At 72.0% G+C, this 17,234-nt stretch carries 14 protein-coding genes; 8 read left to right on the top strand and 6 right to left on the bottom strand.

The window, feature by feature from the left end:
• Both AB0B66_RS41215 and AB0B66_RS41210 read right to left on the bottom strand, forming a co-directional pair.
• Positions 1 to 1,013, bottom strand: a 1,013-nt coding sequence (locus AB0B66_RS41215) for a non-reducing end alpha-L-arabinofuranosidase family hydrolase (RefSeq protein WP_360540650.1), incomplete at its 3' end; no start/stop codon positions are given.
• A 462-nt stretch (positions 1,014 to 1,475) separates the two neighbouring features.
• Positions 1,476 to 3,011, bottom strand: a complete 1,536-nt coding sequence (locus AB0B66_RS41210; protein WP_360540648.1) for a sigma-70 family RNA polymerase sigma factor — start codon at positions 3,009 to 3,011, stop codon at positions 1,476 to 1,478.
• An 860-nt stretch (positions 3,012 to 3,871) separates the two neighbouring features.
• Between AB0B66_RS41210 and AB0B66_RS41205 the strand changes: the two genes are divergently transcribed.
• Positions 3,872 to 4,294 (top strand): Fur family transcriptional regulator, encoded by a 423-nt coding sequence (locus AB0B66_RS41205; protein ID WP_360540646.1) that lies wholly within the window; start codon positions 3,872 to 3,874, stop codon positions 4,292 to 4,294.
• A 36-nt stretch (positions 4,295 to 4,330) separates the two neighbouring features.
• On the top strand, positions 4,331 to 6,562 hold the full coding sequence (katG, locus tag AB0B66_RS41200; RefSeq protein WP_360540644.1) for a catalase/peroxidase HPI: 2,232 nt from the start codon (positions 4,331 to 4,333) through the stop codon (positions 6,560 to 6,562).
• Between the two features lie 60 nt (positions 6,563 to 6,622).
• Here the strand turns inward: katG and AB0B66_RS41195 are convergent, their stop codons facing one another.
• A complete protein-coding gene (locus AB0B66_RS41195) occupies positions 6,623 to 7,309 on the bottom strand; it encodes a hypothetical protein (protein WP_360540642.1) in 687 nt (228 codons plus the stop codon).
• A gap of 157 nt (positions 7,310 to 7,466) precedes the next feature.
• On the opposite strand from AB0B66_RS41195, the gene AB0B66_RS41190 reads away from it, so the two are divergent.
• From AB0B66_RS41190 to AB0B66_RS41175, 4 genes are all read left to right on the top strand, one after another.
• The gene (locus tag AB0B66_RS41190; RefSeq protein WP_360540640.1) at positions 7,467 to 8,093 is read left to right on the top strand and encodes a helix-turn-helix domain-containing protein; all 627 of its coding nucleotides are present in this window, start codon (positions 7,467 to 7,469) and stop codon (positions 8,091 to 8,093) included.
• 31 nt (positions 8,094 to 8,124) lie between these two features.
• Positions 8,125 to 8,577 (top strand): DUF3291 domain-containing protein, encoded by a 453-nt coding sequence (locus tag AB0B66_RS41185; RefSeq protein ID WP_360540638.1) that lies wholly within the window; start codon positions 8,125 to 8,127, stop codon positions 8,575 to 8,577.
• A 114-nt stretch (positions 8,578 to 8,691) separates the two neighbouring features.
• Positions 8,692 to 10,311, top strand: coding sequence for an alpha/beta hydrolase (locus tag AB0B66_RS41180; RefSeq protein ID WP_360540636.1), 1,620 nt, complete (start codon positions 8,692 to 8,694; stop codon positions 10,309 to 10,311).
• 34 nt (positions 10,312 to 10,345) lie between these two features.
• Entirely contained in the window at positions 10,346 to 10,633 is a 288-nt protein-coding gene (locus AB0B66_RS41175) for a DUF1905 domain-containing protein (protein ID WP_360540634.1), read from the top strand.
• Between the two features lie 64 nt (positions 10,634 to 10,697).
• Here the strand turns inward: AB0B66_RS41175 and AB0B66_RS41170 are convergent, their stop codons facing one another.
• Complete coding sequence (locus AB0B66_RS41170) at positions 10,698 to 11,555, bottom strand: methyltransferase domain-containing protein (protein ID WP_360540632.1); 858 nt, start codon at positions 11,553 to 11,555, stop codon at positions 10,698 to 10,700.
• Between the two features lie 194 nt (positions 11,556 to 11,749).
• Positions 11,750 to 13,000, bottom strand: coding sequence for an MFS transporter (locus AB0B66_RS41165; protein WP_360540630.1), 1,251 nt, complete (start codon positions 12,998 to 13,000; stop codon positions 11,750 to 11,752).
• A gap of 103 nt (positions 13,001 to 13,103) precedes the next feature.
• Here AB0B66_RS41165 and AB0B66_RS41160 point away from each other — a divergent pair, with 103 nt between their 5' ends.
• Both AB0B66_RS41160 and AB0B66_RS41155 read left to right on the top strand, forming a co-directional pair.
• A complete protein-coding gene (locus tag AB0B66_RS41160) occupies positions 13,104 to 13,652 on the top strand; it encodes a TetR/AcrR family transcriptional regulator (RefSeq protein WP_360540628.1) in 549 nt (182 codons plus the stop codon).
• 221 nt (positions 13,653 to 13,873) lie between these two features.
• Positions 13,874 to 14,323, top strand: coding sequence for a hypothetical protein (locus AB0B66_RS41155; RefSeq protein ID WP_360540626.1), 450 nt, complete (start codon positions 13,874 to 13,876; stop codon positions 14,321 to 14,323).
• Positions 14,324 to 14,387: 64 nt separating this feature from the next.
• On the opposite strand, the gene AB0B66_RS41150 is transcribed toward AB0B66_RS41155, so the two are convergent.
• A complete protein-coding gene (locus AB0B66_RS41150) occupies positions 14,388 to 17,189 on the bottom strand; it encodes a BTAD domain-containing putative transcriptional regulator (protein WP_360540625.1) in 2,802 nt (933 codons plus the stop codon).
• Between the last annotated feature and the right edge of the window lie 45 nt (positions 17,190 to 17,234).

The raw sequence follows: 17,234 nt of genomic DNA, 5'->3' as shown, positions 1-17,234 counted from the left end.
TTGCCGATGGGCATGCTGGCCCGGTAGATCTTGCCGTTGTCGCCGGCGAAGAACAGGTACATGTTGCTGCTGTCACCGATGACGGCCTGGTCGATGGGGCCGGTTCCGGAGCCGGAGATGCTCCCGGAGAACAGCGTCTGGGGCGAGGACCAGCCGTTGGGGTTGGTCGGGTCGGACGAGGTGCGGTAGGAGAACGCGGGGCCGCCCCACTGGTATGCCAGGACCCAGATGTTGCGGGGGGCGAAGTAGAACAGCGACGGTGCGACGGTGCCCGACGACATGGTGTTCTGGCTCGCCGAGGCCATGTCGGACCAGTTGGTGAAGAGGCTGAAGTTCATCGAGCCCCAGCTGCTGCCGTTGTCGTGGGTGGTGGCGTAGACCAGGTGCCGGCCGTTGTAGGGGGCGTAGGTGAAGTCCTTGAGCGAGACCCAGCCCGACTTCGGGTTGGCCAGCGAGCCCGTCGACGACCAGCGGTAGGTCGACGGCAGCGAGCACCCGCCGGGCGGCGGGGAGCTGGACGCGCTCGGCGACGGGGTGCTGCCCCCGACGCGGACGAGCTGCCATTGCTGGTTGTTGCCGCCCCAGTCGTCGTACTGCACGATGTTGGCCCCGTCGGCGGTCGACGCGCCCTGCACTTCCAGGGCCCTGTTGCTGTGCCGGGAGATGAACCGGACGTAGCCGTCAGCCGAGTCGGCCAGCCGCCACTGCTGGTTGGTGCCGTTGAGGTCGCTCCACTGAACGATGGAGCCGCCGTTGGCGGTCGAGAAGTTGTAGACGTCGAGGACCTTGCCGGAGTGGCGGGACTTGATGCGGTAGTAGCCGCTGCCGGAGTCGACGAACTGCCATTGCTGGTTGTTGGCGGTGCCGCGGGTCCACTGGGTGATGCGGCCGCCGTCGGCGGTGGAGAAGTTGTACACGTCGAGGGCTTTGCCGCTGTTGCGGTTGACCAGGATGTACCAGGCACTGGTGTCCACGGTCGCGGCCTGGGCGCGGTTGCCCGCCATGACGATCATTCCGGCGCTGACCAGGGCGGTGACCACCACGGTGATCAGGGCCACGCGCCAGGCTTGCCGCCGGGAGACGGCTGGTGGGATGGTGCTGATGCCGGTCACGGCATCCTCCTTCGATGTCGGGTGCGGCCCGTCGGCCGGCCGCGGGCACGACGCAGCGCCGTGGGCCGGCCGATGGGTACGGCCGTCCACGGATGCGGTTGCGGTGAGAACAGGGAACTCGGTTATCGGTCACACGCGCCCCGTGGAGCACGTCCCTAGAAGACGTCGCCCTGCTCCGGATAGTGCTGATGGCGCTGTGACGCTCGGTTTGGTGAGCCGTCCCGTCAGTCGAATGTGAACGATAACAACACCGACGTCAAGCCCAGCGAAAATGTTTCGAGAACGTGCTGCGTACGGGCGAGGCATCGGCCGACGTCAACGCCGTCGGCGTCGCGGCATCCGGCACGATCCCGCGCACCGGCGCTACGCCGCCAGCGGCGGCCGGATCCGGAACGAGCTCTCCGCACGGAAGCCGGCGCTGCCGTCGGACTGGTCGACCCACAGCTCGCTGCCCCGCCGGTGCAGGAACCAGCCGGGGTAGTTCGACGATTCGAGCAGGATCGTCGCGGCCGACGAACCGGGCCGGACGCAGAAGGTGGCGTCCCCCTTGAACAGTGCGGTGCCGTCGTCGGTGTGCAGCCGCACCCGCCACGACGAGTGGCGCAGGTAGCGGCCGTCCGGGCTGCGGAAGGAGAAGCACTTCGGGTCGGCGATGCCGGCCACGACCCGGAAGGTGGCCTGCTGGCGAGCCGACGCGCTGCTCGCGCCGGACAGCGGGGCCAGGACGCCGAGCGCCGCGGTGGTCGTGACGTACAGCCCGGTGCCGTCGCCGGCCTCCAGGGAGGTCGGCCCGACCGCGAGCTGCCGCGCCGGGCTGCGCGCCGGGCTCGGTGCGACGGCACTGGCGCTCGGGGCGGCGCGGCGCGGAGACGGACTCGGCGGGAGTGCGACGGCCGAGGGCGGGGGTGCCGCGATCGCCGGAGGCCGCGGCGGCGGGGTCTCGGGCCAGCTGATGACGGCGGCGGCGCTGCCCGCGACCACGGTGCCCGTCACGGCGAGCGCCGCGATCGGATGAGCCGCCAGTGCCTTGGCCAGCTGGCTGACGATGCCGGTCTTGGCGGCTGCGGCCAGTGCGGACGCGGAGGTCGCGGTCGCCAGCCCGCTCTTGCCGATGACCGCGGCGGTGAGCGCGAGGGGGACGGGCAGCAGTGCGAGCCCGATGAGCAGCTGCTCGGCCGCGGGCATCGCCTCGGCCACGGGAGTGCAGACGGCGCATGCCTGGACGTGCCGGGTCAGCCGCTTGCGCCAGGTCCCGCCGGGCACGCCGTCCCAGTCCGCCACGACGCCCTCCAGCTCGCCACAGCGCGGTCGCGCGTCGAGGGCCGCCACCACGGCGCGGCAGCCGTCGAACTGCCGGCGCATGCGCTGGACGCGCACGCCGGCGTGGGCGACGCTGACCCCGATCGCCTCGGCCAGCTCGGTGCGTGACAGGTGGCCGGCGACCTCCAGCCACCACAGCGACAGCAGCACCCGGTCGTCGGAGTCGAGCCAGTTCGCGGCGCGGGCCGCCTGGCGGCGCTGCTCGGAGACGTCCAGCCGCAGCGCCGTCAGTCCTTCGAAGCGCGCGCCCGCGTCGGGTGTGCCCACCAGGTCGGCCAGGTCGCCGGTGTGCCGTTCGGCGGCCCGCCTGCGGTGCAGGTGGGTGCTGACCTGCCGGACCGCGATCGCGCCCAGCCACGCCCGGAAGCGGTCCGGCGCGCGCAGGTCCCGTAATTCGCGCACCGCGCGCAGCATGGATTCCTGCACCACGTCGTCGGCGTCGTCCTCGGTGTCGAGGGCCCTGCGCGCGATGGTGTAGACGAACGGGAGGTACGCCTCGATCAGGGTGTCGAGTGCCCGGCGGTCACCGGCCTGCGCTGCGACGACGAGCGCGGTCTCGGTCGAGCTGTTGGGTGGCATTCTCCGCATCGCTGTCGTCGGTGGATCGGGTGGTTGACTCTGACGGAGTCGCGGGTGCCGCGTCAAGATGCGGTGGGAGAGGTCCCGCCGTGCCGGTCAGCCGCCGTCGTCGCCTCGCGACCACCGCACCGCGGGTCACATAACACTTATCTGCGCTGAGAATCGCCCGCGAGACGTATCGAAATCGTGTCTGAAAAAGCGTTATCCAAGTCCTGCATGGAGGCTCGCACCATCGCGGACCGCGCTGGCACTCACCTTTCTCCGATGGTATCTGCCAGGGGATACGCCTTGATCGACAGTTGTTTCGCCGGCATCCCAAAGGGTTGGCGAACCGGGTTGGCGGCTGCCCCTTGATAGCGGCGAAACAATCTGGCAATGTCGTCGTTTATCGATGGGGCCGGACCTGCCCGGCCGGCCCTCGTCGAGACCCGGACACCTGGAAGACGCATCGTCTGCGAACAGGAGTATTTGTATCGATTGACATCCATCAGAACTGGTGAAGTGGCGTCGCCCCGCTACTCGCCCGTTGCTGAGCCGTCCCGCCCCTCCCGTCTGCCCGACCCTGTTCCCATCGTCGCCCCGGCGCCGTTTGTGCGATCGCGCCGCGATGTCGATGTCGCCTGCTCCGTTTCATGCCGCCGCGGATCTGCCGCCCTGCGGCCATACCGCATATGCCGGACCCGGCCCTGTGTCCTGGTGCCTGCTCGGCGGTGACGCGCGTGCGCGCCATGTCCCCCCGTCGATCTGCTGCGGTCTCGCCTTCGACCTGTGCTGTCCGGCGAGGCGTGCCCGGACTCATGCTGCCCTGAGATCAACTCTTTTTCTTGACTCATTCCAGAAAAGGCAGCAGACTACGGGGCGTGGTGACGACCCCGGACTTCGAGCAGCTGCTGCGCGGAGCCGCGTTGCGGGTGACCCGTCCCCGAATGGCGGTGCTGCGCGCGGTGTCCGCGCATCCGCACGCCGACACGGACTCGATCGTCGGCGCGCTGCGCGGCGAGGTCTCGCACCAGGCGGTGTACGACTCGCTGCGTGTCCTCACGGCCGCGGGCCTGGTGCGGCGTTTCCAGCCCGCCGGCTCGGTGCCTCGCTACGAGGCGCGGGTCGGGGACAACCACCACCACATGGTCTGCCGGTCCTGCGGGCTCATCGCCGACGTCGAGTGCGCCGTCGGCGAGGCGCCCTGCCTGACCGCGTCCGGCGGCGACAGCTTCGCGATCGACGAGGCCGAGGTCGTCTACTGGGGCCGCTGCCCCGGCTGTTCCACCGCAGGCAGTTCCTGATCCACCCGATCCCCCGCAAGTCACGGAAGGAATCCGATGTCTGAGAACCACGATGCCGTCGTCCACGACGCCGAGGCCGGCGCCGAGTCGCGCTGCCCGGTGGCGCACGGACGCGCGCCCCACCCGACCCAGGGTGACGGCAACCGCGGCTGGTGGCCCAACCAGCTCAACCTGAAGATCCTGGCCAAGAACCCGGCCGTGGCCAACCCGCTGGGCGAGGACTTCGACTACGCCGAGGCGTTCGCGGGCCTCGACCTCGCCGCCGTGAAGCGGGACATCGCCGAGGTGTTGACGACCTCGCAGGACTGGTGGCCGGCCGACTACGGGCACTACGGCCCGTTCATGATCCGCATGGCGTGGCACAGCGCCGGCACCTACCGCATCAGCGACGGCCGCGGTGGCGCCGGCGCGGGCATGCAGCGGTTCGCCCCGCTGAACAGCTGGCCGGACAACGGCAACCTGGACAAGGCCCGCCGCCTGCTGTGGCCGGTCAAGAAGAAGTACGGCCAGGCCATCTCCTGGGCCGACCTGATGATCCTGACCGGCAACGTCGCGCTGGAGACGATGGGTTTCCAGACCTTCGGATTCGCCGGCGGCCGCCCCGACGTCTGGGAGCCCGACGCCGACGTCTACTGGGGCCCGGAGACCACCTGGCTCGGCGACCAGCGCTACACCGGTGACCGCGAGCTGGAGAACCCGCTGGCCGCCGTGCAGATGGGCCTCATCTACGTCAACCCGGAGGGCCCGAACGGCAACCCGGACCCGATCGCCGCGGCCCGCGACATCCGCGAGACCTTCGGTCGCATGGCCATGAACGACGAGGAGACCGTCGCGCTGATCGCCGGCGGCCACACCTTCGGCAAGGCCCACGGCGCGGGCACCACCGACCACGTCGGCCCGGAGCCGGAGGGCGCGACTCTGGAGGAGCAGGGCCTGGGCTGGAAGAACAGCCTCGGCAGCGGCAAGGGCGGCGACACCATCACCAGCGGCCTGGAAGGCGCCTGGACGAACACGCCGATCGCGTGGGACAACAGCTTCTTCGAGATCCTGTTCGGGTACGAGTGGGAGCTGTTCCGCAGCCCGGCGGGCGCGCAGCAGTGGAAGCCGAAGGACGGCGCGGGCGCGGGCACCGTGCCCGACGCGCACGACCCGGCCAAGAGCCACCCCCCGATCATGCTGACCACCGACCTGTCGCTGCGCTTCGACCCGGTTTACGAGCCGATCGCGCGCCGGTTCAAGGACGACCCGGCTGCGTTCGCGGACGCGTTCGCCCGTGCCTGGTTCAAGCTGACCCACCGCGACATGGGCCCGATCGACCGCTACCTCGGCCCGGAGGTCCCGGCCGAGGCGCTGATCTGGCAGGACCGGGTGCCGGCGGTGGACCACGAGCTGGTCGACGCCGCCGACGTCGCCGCCCTCAAGGCGCAGGTGCTCGCGTCAGGCCTGTCGGTGTCGGAGCTGGTCTCGGTCGCGTGGGCGTCGGCGTCGACGTTCCGCGGCAGTGACAAGCGCGGCGGCGCGAACGGCGCCCGCATCCGCCTGCAGCCGCAGAGCGGCTGGGAGGTCAACGACCCCGACCAGCTCGCCCGTGTGCTGCACACCCTGGAGGGCGTGCAGGCCGCGTTCAACGCCGCCCAGACCGGCGGCAAGAAGGTCTCGCTGGCCGACCTGATCGTGCTGGCCGGGTCCGCCGCCGTCGAGCAGGCTGCCGCGACCGGCGGCCACCCGGTCGAGGTGCCCTTCACCCCGGGCCGCACCGACGCGTCGGCCGAGCAGACCGACGCGGACTCGTTCGCCGCGCTGGAGCCGACCACCGACGGGTTCCGCAACCACCTGGGCAAGGGCAACCGCCTGCCGGCCGAGTACCTGCTGATCGACCGGGCCAACCTGCTCACCCTGAGCGCGCCCGAGATGACCGTGCTGGTCGGCGGTCTGCGGGTGCTCGGAGCGAACACCAAGCAGTCCACGGTCGGCGTGTTCACCGACACCCCCGGGTCGCTGACCAACGACTTCTTCGCCAACCTGCTCGACCTGGGCACCGCGTGGAAGGCGACGTCGGCCGACGCCGAGACCTTCGAGGGCCGCGACCTCGCCACCGGTGAGGTCAGGTGGACCGGCAGCCGGGCCGACCTCGTCTTCGGCTCGAACTCGGAGCTGCGGGCACTCGCCGAGGTATACGCCAGCGACGACGCGAAGGAGAAGTTCGTGCGCGACTTCGCCGCGGCGTGGGTCAAGGTCATGAACCTGGGCCGGTACGACCTCGCCTGATCCTGCTGACGACGAAGCCCGCCGGTGTCTGTCACCGGCGGGCTTCGTCGCTGTCGGAGGTCAGTACCGCATGACGCAGTAGACGACCGTCGGGTGCAGGAACCGGTACCAGTGGTTCCACTTGTAGTCGTTGGTGCACTTGTCGCCGTTGGCCCCCCCGCGCACGATGTCGATGATGTGCACCGTGCCCTTGGCCTTGCACTTCGGTGCGGCGACCGCGAACTCGGTGTCCGTCGGCAGGATGTAGCAGTAGTTGCGCACCAGGTACAGCTCCAGGCAGAGCCGGTAGCCGTCGGTGGTGATCCAGGGCCCGTCGGGATCCGAGCAGGTGCCCTGGGCTCGGTCGACGGACAGCACCCGGTAGGTGCCGCGCGAGCCGTTGCAGTTGCCGAGCCCCAGGAAGTCGCCGGTCTTGTCGACGGTGATGCAGTCGCCGACGGCGGCGGGCGCGGGCAGCGCGGCTTCCGTCGTCGGGACCGGCGCGGGCGGCGAGTACAGGTCGGACGGGGACGGGCGGGCGGTCCGCTGCGCCGTCGGCGACGGCGACGGGCTGTCGTCGTTGACGAGGTTGTACACCACGCCGCCCCCGCAGAGCCCGACCACGCACAGCACCACCACGCCGACGATCAGGCCGATGATCAGTGGCGTGTTGCTCTTCTTCGGCGGCGGCGGTGGCAGGCCCGCGCCCGGTTGCCAGGGGACGGCGCCGGGGTAACCGGGGGGATTCTGCGGTGGAGGCAGCGTCACCCCAGGAGTCTCACACGAGTGCGCAACAGTGTTCCACGCAGCGGATCCACATCAGATCAGCATCACAACCGCCCGTCGTGCCGGTGCGCCGGACTGTCCGCCGGTCCCGGAGCACCCGCGATCGGCGCGCTGCCTGGTGGGAGGCAGACTTCGAGGTGTGACCGACGACCTCGACGCGGTGGCCGCGCTGCACGACCCGGTGCGCCGGGCGCTCTACGACTATGTCGTGGCCCAGGGCCGGGCCGTCGGGCGCAACGAGGCGGCCCAGGAGGCCGGGGTCTCGCGTACCCTCGCGGCCTTCCACCTGGACAAGCTCGCCGAGGCAGGTCTGCTGGAGATCGACTTCATGCGGTTGACCGAGGCCAGGCCTGGTCCGGGCGGCGGCCGTCCGGCCAAGGTGTATCGCCGAGCGAGCGCCGCGCGCAAGGTCACGCTGCCGCACCGTGACTACGAGCAGTTGGCGGCGCTGCTCGCCGAGGTGGTCCACGACCTGGCCGCGGACGAGCGCGCGATGGCGGTGGCCGCTGCCGCGGGCGAGCGGCTGCACGAGCCCGGCGGGTGGCTGGCGACACTGCGCGAACGCGGCTACGAACCCTACGCCGACGGCGACCGGGTGCGCCTGCGCAACTGTCCTTTCCGGCAGGTCGCCGAGGCGGAGCCGCTGCTCGTGTGCGCGATGAACCTGGCGCTGTGCAAGGGGATCGCGGGTGGGGACGCCGATGCTGAGCTGGACCCCCGACCGGGGGAGTGTTGCGTGTCGTTTTCTAAAAACAATACTCGTTGACATAGAACGAGCGGGGTGGTCTGCTCGATCCATGCATCTCGCGCAGCTCAACGTCGGGCGCCTCGTCGCCCCCATCGGCGCCCCGGAAGTGGCCGAGTTCGTCGCGCTCCTCGACCTGATCAACGCGCTGGCCGACGCCGCGCCCGGGTTCGTGTGGCGGCTCAAGGACTCCGAGACCGACTCGGCGGTGGCCTACCGGCACGACTTCGGCGACGACCTGCTGATCAACATGTCGGTCTGGCGCACCCGGCAGGACCTGTGGGACTACGTGTACCGGTCCCGTCACCTGGCCGTGCTGCAGCGGCGTCGGGAGTGGTTCCAGCGGGCGGTGGAGATCCACAGTGTGATGTGGTGGGTTCCGGACGGGCACCTGCCGACCGCCACGGAGGGCATGGCGCGCCTGGCGCTGCTCAACGAGCACGGCCCCGGCCCGGACGGGTTCACCTTCCGGGACTTCCGCGACCCGGTCGACGCGCCTGCCTGACCGGAGCCGGACCGCCAGGCGCCACCTTGTTGTGCCGATTTGCGGCAGATATGACCGAATCGGTCACTTCCGCGGCCGAGTCAGGGCAGGGTGGTCGCAAGGAGAGGAGCCGGGATGGACAGGATTCTCGCCGACCAGACCAGGGCGGCCGGCAGTACCGTGGATCAGCTCGCACCCGCCGGCGGCACGACACCGCAGGTCAGACGCTGGATCGCGGAACAGCAGCGGTGGGCGGCCGCGATCGCCGAGCACGGGGTCGACTGGGACCACCCCCGTTCGGTGCACTGGAACGCCGCCTGCGGCACGGACGCCGCGGCAGACTTCGCCGCCGTACGCCGCAACGCGCGCACCTACGACGCCATCGCGCCCGCCTTCGCCGGGACCGCCCGCCACCGCGAGGATCGCGCCCGCACCGCCGAGGCCATGGGCGACCTGGTCACCGCGCGGGAGAACTACTTCATGGCAGCGGTGCTATGGAGCGCGGCGCAGTGGCCGAGCCACGCCGACGACGCCGCCGGCCGGGGGCACCACGAGCGCAAACGCGCCTGCTACACGCGCTATGCCGCGCTCGCCGACCACCATGTCGAAGCGGTGTCGGTGCCGTTCCCCGGGACCCACCGCGGTTCGCTGCCGGCCTGGTTGCACCTGCCGGCCGGGTACACCGGCGGCCGCCTCCCGGTCGCCGTCGTGGTGCCGGACCTGGACAGCGCCAAGGAGGCGACGGTCGCCCTGTACGGCGACCGCTTCCTCAGCCGCGGCTTCGCCGTGCTCGCGCTGGAGGGGCCGGGCCAGTACGAGTGCGCGCTGCTCGGCACCCACTTCAGCATGCCCGCCTGGGCGCAGGTCGGCCCGGCCTGCCTGGACTGGCTGGCCGGGCGGGCCGAACTCGACCCGGAGCAGGTCGTGCTCGCGGGCAGCGGCTTCGGCTCGTTCGCGGCGACCGTCGTGGCCGCCCACGAGCCCCGTGTCCGAGCCTGCGCCGTCACCGAGGTGTGCCACGAACCCGGCTGGACGACCGTGTTCGAGCAGGCGTCCCCGGCCTACAAGATGCGCTTCATGTACATGACCGGGCACACCGACGAGGCGGAGTTCGATCGGTTCGCCCGTACGCTGACCTTGCGAGGGCGCGCCGAGCGGATCCGGATGCCGTACCTCGCCGTCGTCGGCGAGGACGACGAACTCAGCCCGATCGAGTGGACCCGTGCCCTGCTCGACGCGATGCAGGGTCCCCGGCAGTTGGTGATCTACCAGGACTCACCCCACCACATCGGCGGCGTGCCGTCGGCGCGCCGGGGACCGTCCCCGTCAGGCCTGATGGCCGACTGGCTCGCGGCCCGGGTGCGCGGCGACGCCTTCCCGTCCGAGCAGTGGCTCATCGACGGAGACGGCCGGATCAACCGGGGACCGCTGCCGCCGGCCGAGCCGGTGGAACCACCGCCGGTGCGGGCCGTCGAGCCGGTGGAAACGCCGGCACCGCAGCGGCTCGCGGAGACGCCGCCGCCCATGCGGCCTGTGGAGCCGACGCCCGCGCCGCCTGCCGCGCCCGCTTCGGCCGCCGTTGCGGCAGCGCCCGCCCCTGCTGCGAAGGCGAACGGCCGCGCCCGGGGGTCCCGCAAGAAGGGCGGTCAGGTGCCGGCCGGGGGCGACCACGCGCAGCCGTCGATCCGGCACGAACCCGCCGCCGCCGGGGGATCGAGGAACCGCGGCAAGGCCCCCCGTGGACCCTCGTCGTGACCGCCGTGTCGGTGGGGCTGGCTATCCTGGCGCGATGGACCTGGAGTTCAGCGGCGAGATCTGGTTCTGGAGAGGCCCGGCCCCCTGGTACTTCGTGACCGTGCCCGACGAGCACTGCCCGGCGCTCGAAGACGCGTCGTCGCAGGTCAGCTATGGCTGGGGCATGATCCCGGTGACCGCCCGGATCGGCACGACCGGCTGGACGACCTCGCTGTTCCCCAAGGACGGGCGCTACATCGTGCCCGTCAAGGCGGTGGTGCGCCGGGCCGAGAAGCTCGACGCCGGTGACACGGTGACGGTCCGGCTCAACGTCGACGCCTGAAATCGTCGGCCGGGACCCGACGGCTTTGCGGGCCCCGGATCCGCGCCGCGGCGGGTCACCGCGGTCAGCGGCGGCGCAGTTCGAGGAAGCGGTAGCTGAGCAGGTCGTGGATGAGCGCCCACTGCAGCGCGTCGCCGCCGACCAGCGACTGCCAGTACAGGCCGGTCGGGCGGAACACGCGGCCCACCGCCAGCAGGGCGCTGATCCAGCGGTCACGCGGGCGGCGTAGTTCAAGGTACGGGGTGAGGTCGAGGTCGCGGACCAGTTCCAGGCCGTGCGCGGCGGCCGTGGTGCGCACCTGGCCGACCGTCAGCAGCGAGCCGACGTGCCAGCCGGTGCGGAACTCCGCCATGCGCCGGGCGGCCTTCGGCGAGTCGGGCGTGGCGGCGGAGGTGAGGAAGTCGTCGCAGAGCACCAGCCTGCCGCCGGGGCGCAGGGTGCGGGCCGCCTCGCGGAAGTAGCCGTCGGCGTCGGGGCTGTGGATGAACGCCTCGATGGAGAAGGCCAGGTCGGCGGTTCCGGCCAGGTCGTCGGGCACCGCCAGGAAGTCGCCCTCTCGGCAGCGTACGCGGTCGGCCAGGCCTGCCTCGGCGATCAGCTCGGCCGCCCGCGCCGCCTGCGCGGAGCTGATGGTGATGCCCTCGCCGGTCAGGTCGGTCTGCGCGGCCAGGTAGAGCAGGCTCGCCCCGAGCCCGCAGCCCAGGTCCACGACGGACGGTCGTGCCAGGTCCGGCGGCAGCGTGTCGAGCAGCAGCTCGTCCACGTGGTGGAAGGCCTGTGCCCGGGTCGCCACTCCGGGACCCCAGACGGCGCGGTGGATGGACGCGCCGCCCTGCCCGAGCCGCTCGAAAGCGGCGGCGTTGTTGTCGTAGTAGCGGCGTACTCGCTCCGTGCCCGCCGCCGCGTCCGCCTGGGAGGTCATGGCGGCCAACTGTAGACGCTCACGGCCCTTCCCGCGCGACGACGACGGCCCGCTTCCGCTTGCACCGCAGGCGATTCCGCCGATGCTCCGGTGCGTCCGTTACATGGCAGCCCTACTGCGTTTTCGGGAAACTGCACGAATCAGCCGATCGATTCGTGCAGTTTCCTGGAAACTGCCGGGCCACGGCGAAACACTCAGGCCGCGACGGCGTCGCTGCGGCGCAGGCGGAGCTGGGTGAGCAGGCCCGTGGCGGCGATCAGGACGGCGATGGCGCTGTAGGTGAGCACGGTGGGGAGCAGGCCGACGGAGGCGACGCTCTGGCCGGCGACGATCAGCGGCAGGCCGAAGGACAGGTAGGCGACCAGGAAGACGGCGGCGAACAGGCCGCCCCGCTGGTGCGGCTGGGCGTGGGGGGCGACCAGGCGCAGCGCGCCGCCGAACGACGCGCCGAAACCGAGGCCGCTGACGATCGCGCCGAGCCAGACCACGGGCAGCAGACCTGCGGCGATGCCGGCCGCGACGACCAGCGTGCCGGTGAGCAGTCCGGCGCTGCCGAGCACCGTGGCGCGGCGGCCGTGGAAGCGGCCGGTCATGATGCCCGCGACCGCGGCCGCGCCCGGGGCCAGGAACGCGGTAGCGCCGTTGAGCAGGCCGCTGTCGAGGTGGAAGACGCCGCGCACGATGGTCGGCCCGAGGCCCATGAACAGGCCGGCCATCATCCAGGCCGACAGGTGCACGGGCACGGCGGCGGCGAACTCGCGCCGGGCCGGGTGCGGCACGGTGACCCGCGGCACGAGTGAGCCCAGCGCGCCGGGCCGGCGGGCGGACGTCTCGGCGGACAGGTAGAGCACCACCGCGCCGATCGCCATGATCACGGTCAGCGTGCTGAACACGATCACGTTGGCGGAGTGGGTGAACTGGACCGCGACACCGGTGAGCAGCGCCCCCAGGCCGAGGCCGCCGGCCGGTGCGACGCTGCCGATCAGCGAACCCCAGCGGCGGTACCGCGGCGGGGCCAGTTCCAGCAGCGAGGCGGTGAACGCGCTGCTGGCGGCACCGGTGGCCAGGCCCTGCACGACCCGGGCGGCGATGACCCAGCCGAGGTTCGGCGCGAACACGAACATCAGCATGGACACCAGCTCCACCAGCAGCGCGCCGATCAGCACCGGCCGCCGGCCGAGGTGGTCCGACAGCGAGCCGGCCACCAGCAGCGCGGCGAGCAGTGCGAAGGCGTACGCGGCGAAGGCGACGGTGAGCATGGACGGCGCAAAGCCCCATTGCCGCTGAAACAGGACGAGCAGCGGGGTGGGCGCACCGGCGGCCAGGTAGAGCGACCCGAAGGCGAGCGCCGCGCCGGTGAAGGCGACGGTCGGCGACAGCGGCCGCCGGGCGGTCCGGGCGGAGTGGCGGGGTATATAAGGCGTGGCCCGCTCGGCGATGGTCATGGCGTGCGCTCCCTAAAGCAAAGATCATTGCGTTTAGTGTCTGGGGTGACCGTAGCCTCAGCGCGAAAGTTAAAGCAAATATTTCTGCGTTAGAGTGGGAGTCATGTCTGCCACACCCAGCCCCGCCCGGCGCACCGGCGGCCGCAGCGCCGCCGTGCTCGCCGCCGTGCGCTCCGCGGTCGAGGAACTGGTGCAGGAACGCGGCAGCGCCCAGGTGACCATCCCGATGGTCGCCGAGCGGGCCGGGGTCAACCCGACCAGCATCTACCGCCGCTGGGGCGACGCCCCATCGATGATCAACGACCTCGCGACGTACCGGATCTCGCCGGACCGGCCCCTGCCCGACACCGGTGACCTGCGCGAGGACCTGACCCGTTGGGCGCAGGAGATCATCGAACACTTCCGGCAGCCGGCCGCCGCGGCACTGCTGCGCGGCGGGGCGGCCGGGGCCGGGGCGGGCGACTCGGACTGCCTGCGCAACCGCCGGGCCGAAGCGACCCTGCTGATCGAGCGGGACGGCGGCGGGGTGCCCGTGGAGGACGTGATCGACCATGTCATCGCGCCGATCGTCTATCGAGTGCTCTTCCGGCCTTGGACCTTGGACGACGATCTGGCATCGGCCCTGGTGGGACGCCTGTTCGCGGGTCGCTGACGTGCCATCCGATCACGACGGTGGAGATCGGAACGAATTGCTTCGTACCGTGGACTACCCGGCCCGGGTCCGGAGGAGTATCGTCATAGACGTTCCCCGCCGACTTCCCCCGTGGTCGGCGGGGATCCTTCGTTTCCGCGGCGGTTTACGGCCGTGTCCGGCGGGTATCTGCGGCCCGTCACCACGAATCAACACCGCTGTCGGCACGCAGGAGGACAACGATGATGCTGCTCGGATTGCTGCTGGTCCTCGGCCTGGCCGGACTGGCGCTCGTGGCCTTCATGGACAATGACGGCCTGTTCACCGCGTCGGTGGGCTCGGTCGAGCTGTTCGGCTACCACGCCACACTCTCGGTCGGCGAGGTCTTCCTCATCGGCGCGGCCGCCGGTGCGCTGCTGCTCGTCGGGCTGTTCATGCTCTTCGGCGGGGCCGGTCGACGCGCCCGCCGGCGGATGGCGGCCCGCCGGGAACTGCAGGCGCAGCGCGCCGAGAACCTCGACCTGAAGCGCAAGCACGACACCATCGCCACGGAACTGGCCGCTCAGCGCGCCGCCGAGGCCGGTGCGGCCGACGCCGAACGCGAGGTCGAGGCCGCTCGGGCGGCCCGCGACGCCAAGCTCGCCCGCGACGCCGCCGAGGCCGAGTCGGACGAGCGGGTGTCCACCCGGTAACAGCGCTGAACCGTCGGGGCCGCCACACCCACCCGGGTGGCGGCCCCGACGGCGTTGCCGACGGTCAGGCCGGGGCCGCGTCGGTGTCGAGTTTGGCGCGGATGCGTTCCGCGTCGGGGTGGGCCAGCTCCTCCATGATGCGCAGCGCGTCCCGCCACAGCCCGCCGGCCGTGCCCGTCTCACCGAGCGCCTCGTGCGCGTCGGCGAGGTGGTCGAGGATGAACGCCTCCCAGTACCGGTCACGGGTCTGGCGGACCAGGACCAGCGCGTTGCCGAAACCGAGCACGGCCTGCTCGTGGTTGCCGAGGTGCAGGTGGGCGTGGCCGAGGCTGTCCCAGGTCTCCCACTGCCCGGCCAGGTCCCCGACCTCCTCGTGCAGCGCCAGCGCCTCCGCGCAGGCCGTGATCGCCGCCGCGTGGTCGCCGCGCAGGGTCTGGAACCAGCCCATCGTGTTCAGCGCCTTGGCCTGCCCCGACCGGTCCCCGGTGGCCCGGTGCAGCTGGTATGCCCGCTCGGCGTAGGTGTAGGCGTCGGCGTAGCGGCTGGTGCGCTCGCCGAGCCAGGTGAGGGCGAGCAGCGTGTTGGCCTGGCTTGCCGCGTCGCCGGCCTGGGCGAACAGCGCCATGGCGCTGTCGTAGTGCTGCTGGGCCTCGTCGTAGCGTTCCAGCCAGGTGCTGGAGACGCCGAGCCCGTGGTAGACGTGGGCCTGGCCGGTCACGTCACCCGAGCGCAGCGCCGCGTCGAGCGCGGTGCGCTGGGTGGCGGCCTGGTCCAGCCAGTGGCCCTGCCGGTCGAAGTAGGTGATCAGCGTCCAGGCCAGCTGCCAGGTGTGCCCGTCGCAGCCCAGCTCGTAGGCCTGCCGGATGACGGCCAGCAGCACCGCGTGCTCGGCGGCGAACCAGGCGTAGGCCGCGTCGCGGTCGGCATGCACCTCCGGCGTCACCTGCTCGTCGCAGGGCAGGATCGCGATGCGGTGCCGGTGCGGGTAGACCATCAGCGTCGCGCTGTTGGCGGTGTGCAGGTAGTGGTCGTACGTCCGGCGCAGCGCGGTGAAGCGGTCCGGTTCGGGGTCGGCCTCGGCGACCAGTTCCGCGGCGTACGCCCGCATCAGGTCGTGCAGCAGGAACCGCCCCGGGCCGTGCTCGACGGCCAGGTGCGCGCGGGTCAGCTCGGCCAGCAGCGGGCGCGCCTGCCGCACGGTCAGCCCGGCCGTGCTGGCCGCCGCAGCGAGCGAGACATCCGGCCCCGGATGCAGCCCGAGCAGCCGGAACATCCGCGCGCCGCCGTCGCTGAGCTGGCGATACGACCAGGAGAACACCGCGCGCAGGTCGGTGGCCGTGTCGTCGCCGCTGAACGCGTCCAGGTTGTCGCGCCCGTCGGCCAGCTCCGCCGCCAGCGCGGCCAGCGGCAGCGCCGAGCCGACGGCGGCGCGGGCCGCCACGATCGCCAGGGCCAGGGGCAGCCCGCCGCAGCGGGCGATGACGTCGCGCACGGCGCGGGGCTCCCGCTCGACCGCGGTCCCGCCGAGCCGGTGAGTGATCAGCTGCCGCGCCTCGGCGGCGGTGAACACGGCCAGCGACACCGGCCGGGCGCCCTCGGCCGCGACCAGGCCGGACAGCTGGTTGCGGCTGGTGACGAGCACCATGCACCCGGCCGTGCCCGGCAGCAGCGGGCGCACCTGGTCGGCGTCGCGGGCGTTGTCCAGCACCAGCAGCATGCGCCGCCCGGCCAGCAGGCTGCGGTAGAGAGCGGCCTGCTCGGCGAGGTCGGCGGGCACCCGCGCGGACGGCACGCCCAGCGCGTCCAGGAAGCCGCGGACCGCCTGCGAGGGGTTGGTCGGCGGGCCGGACGCGTCGAAGCCGTGGAGGTTGACATGGAGCTGCCCGTCGGGGAAACGCTCGGCGGAGCGGTGCGCCCAGTGCACCGCGAGCGAGGACTTGCCGATCCCCGCGCTGCCGGTGATGACCGCGACCCGGGCCGGACCGGCCTCCCGGTCGCGCATCCGGTCCAGCTCCCGCAGCGCCGCGTCGCGACCGGTGAAGCCCGCCACGTCGGCGGGCAGTTGCCGGGGCACGGTCACCGGCTCGGCGGCGGGCGCTTCGGGCGTGAAGTCGTACCGGCCGGGACGGGTGAGCCGCTCGTCGTCGCGCAGGATCGCCTCGTGCAGCGCCCGCAGCTGCGGGCCGGGCTCCAGGCCGAGTTCGTCGCGCAGCAGCGTGCGGGTGTCGCGGAACAGGTCCAGTGCCTCGGCCCGCCGCCCGCTGCGGTAGCGGGCCAGCATCAGGCAGCCGCGGAAGAACTCGCGGAACGGCTGCTCGGCCACGAGCGTCTCCAGCGTGCCCGCCACCTGCCGGTGCCGGCCCAGGGCCAGCTCCGCTTCGGCCCAGCCCTCGTACGCGGCCAGCCGTTGCTGGTCCAGGCGCAGCGCTTCGTCGGCCAGCGGCGGAAACGCGGTGAACTCCGCATACGCCGGGCCGCGCCACAGGTCCAGGGCGGTCCGCCAGTCCCGGGCCGCGGCCTCGACATCGCCGCCGTCCAGGGCCGCGGCCGCCGCCGCGCTCAGCTCGCCGAACCGGGCCGCGTCGAGCGACTCGCCCGCGGGCACCACATAACCGTCGGGGGCGTTCTGAATCCGCTCGGTGCCCAGGGCCCCGCGCAGCTGGCTGATGTACTGGTGCACGTTGCGCCGGGCCGAGGCCGGGGGCTGGTCGGCCCACAGCGCCTCGACGAGCACGTCCATGGGCACCGGCCGGCCCAGGCGGGCCAGCAGGACGGCGAGCGCCAGCCGCGGCTTGTGGCCCGTCGGCAGGTAGGCCGGCTGTCCGTCGTGTACCGCCTGAAGGGGTCCCAGCGTCTGGAACTCCACTGCCGTCTCGCCTTCCCGCCCACGATCCCGACAACGAAACGTGCT

The organism is Catellatospora sp. NPDC049111 (assembly GCF_040648615.1).
Lineage (GTDB): Bacteria > Actinomycetota > Actinomycetes > Mycobacteriales > Micromonosporaceae > Catellatospora > Catellatospora aurea.
The sequence above is the reverse complement of the archived record's forward strand: the minus strand, read 5'-3'. Positions and strand labels throughout refer to the sequence as shown.

Coding starts and splice junctions, on each gene's coding strand:
- AB0B66_RS41210 (WP_360540648.1), bottom strand. CDS start 3,011: ATGCCACCCAACAGCTCGACCGAGACCGCGCTCGTCGTCGCAGCGCAG.
- katG (WP_360540644.1), top strand. CDS start 4,331: ATGTCTGAGAACCACGATGCCGTCGTCCACGACGCCGAGGCCGGCGCC.
- AB0B66_RS41185 (WP_360540638.1), top strand. CDS start 8,125: ATGCATCTCGCGCAGCTCAACGTCGGGCGCCTCGTCGCCCCCATCGGC.
- AB0B66_RS41180 (WP_360540636.1), top strand. CDS start 8,692: ATGGACAGGATTCTCGCCGACCAGACCAGGGCGGCCGGCAGTACCGTG.
- AB0B66_RS41175 (WP_360540634.1), top strand. CDS start 10,346: ATGGACCTGGAGTTCAGCGGCGAGATCTGGTTCTGGAGAGGCCCGGCC.
- AB0B66_RS41170 (WP_360540632.1), bottom strand. CDS start 11,555: ATGACCTCCCAGGCGGACGCGGCGGCGGGCACGGAGCGAGTACGCCGC.
- AB0B66_RS41165 (WP_360540630.1), bottom strand. CDS start 13,000: ATGACCATCGCCGAGCGGGCCACGCCTTATATACCCCGCCACTCCGCC.
- AB0B66_RS41160 (WP_360540628.1), top strand. CDS start 13,104: ATGTCTGCCACACCCAGCCCCGCCCGGCGCACCGGCGGCCGCAGCGCC.
- AB0B66_RS41155 (WP_360540626.1), top strand. CDS start 13,874: ATGATGCTGCTCGGATTGCTGCTGGTCCTCGGCCTGGCCGGACTGGCG.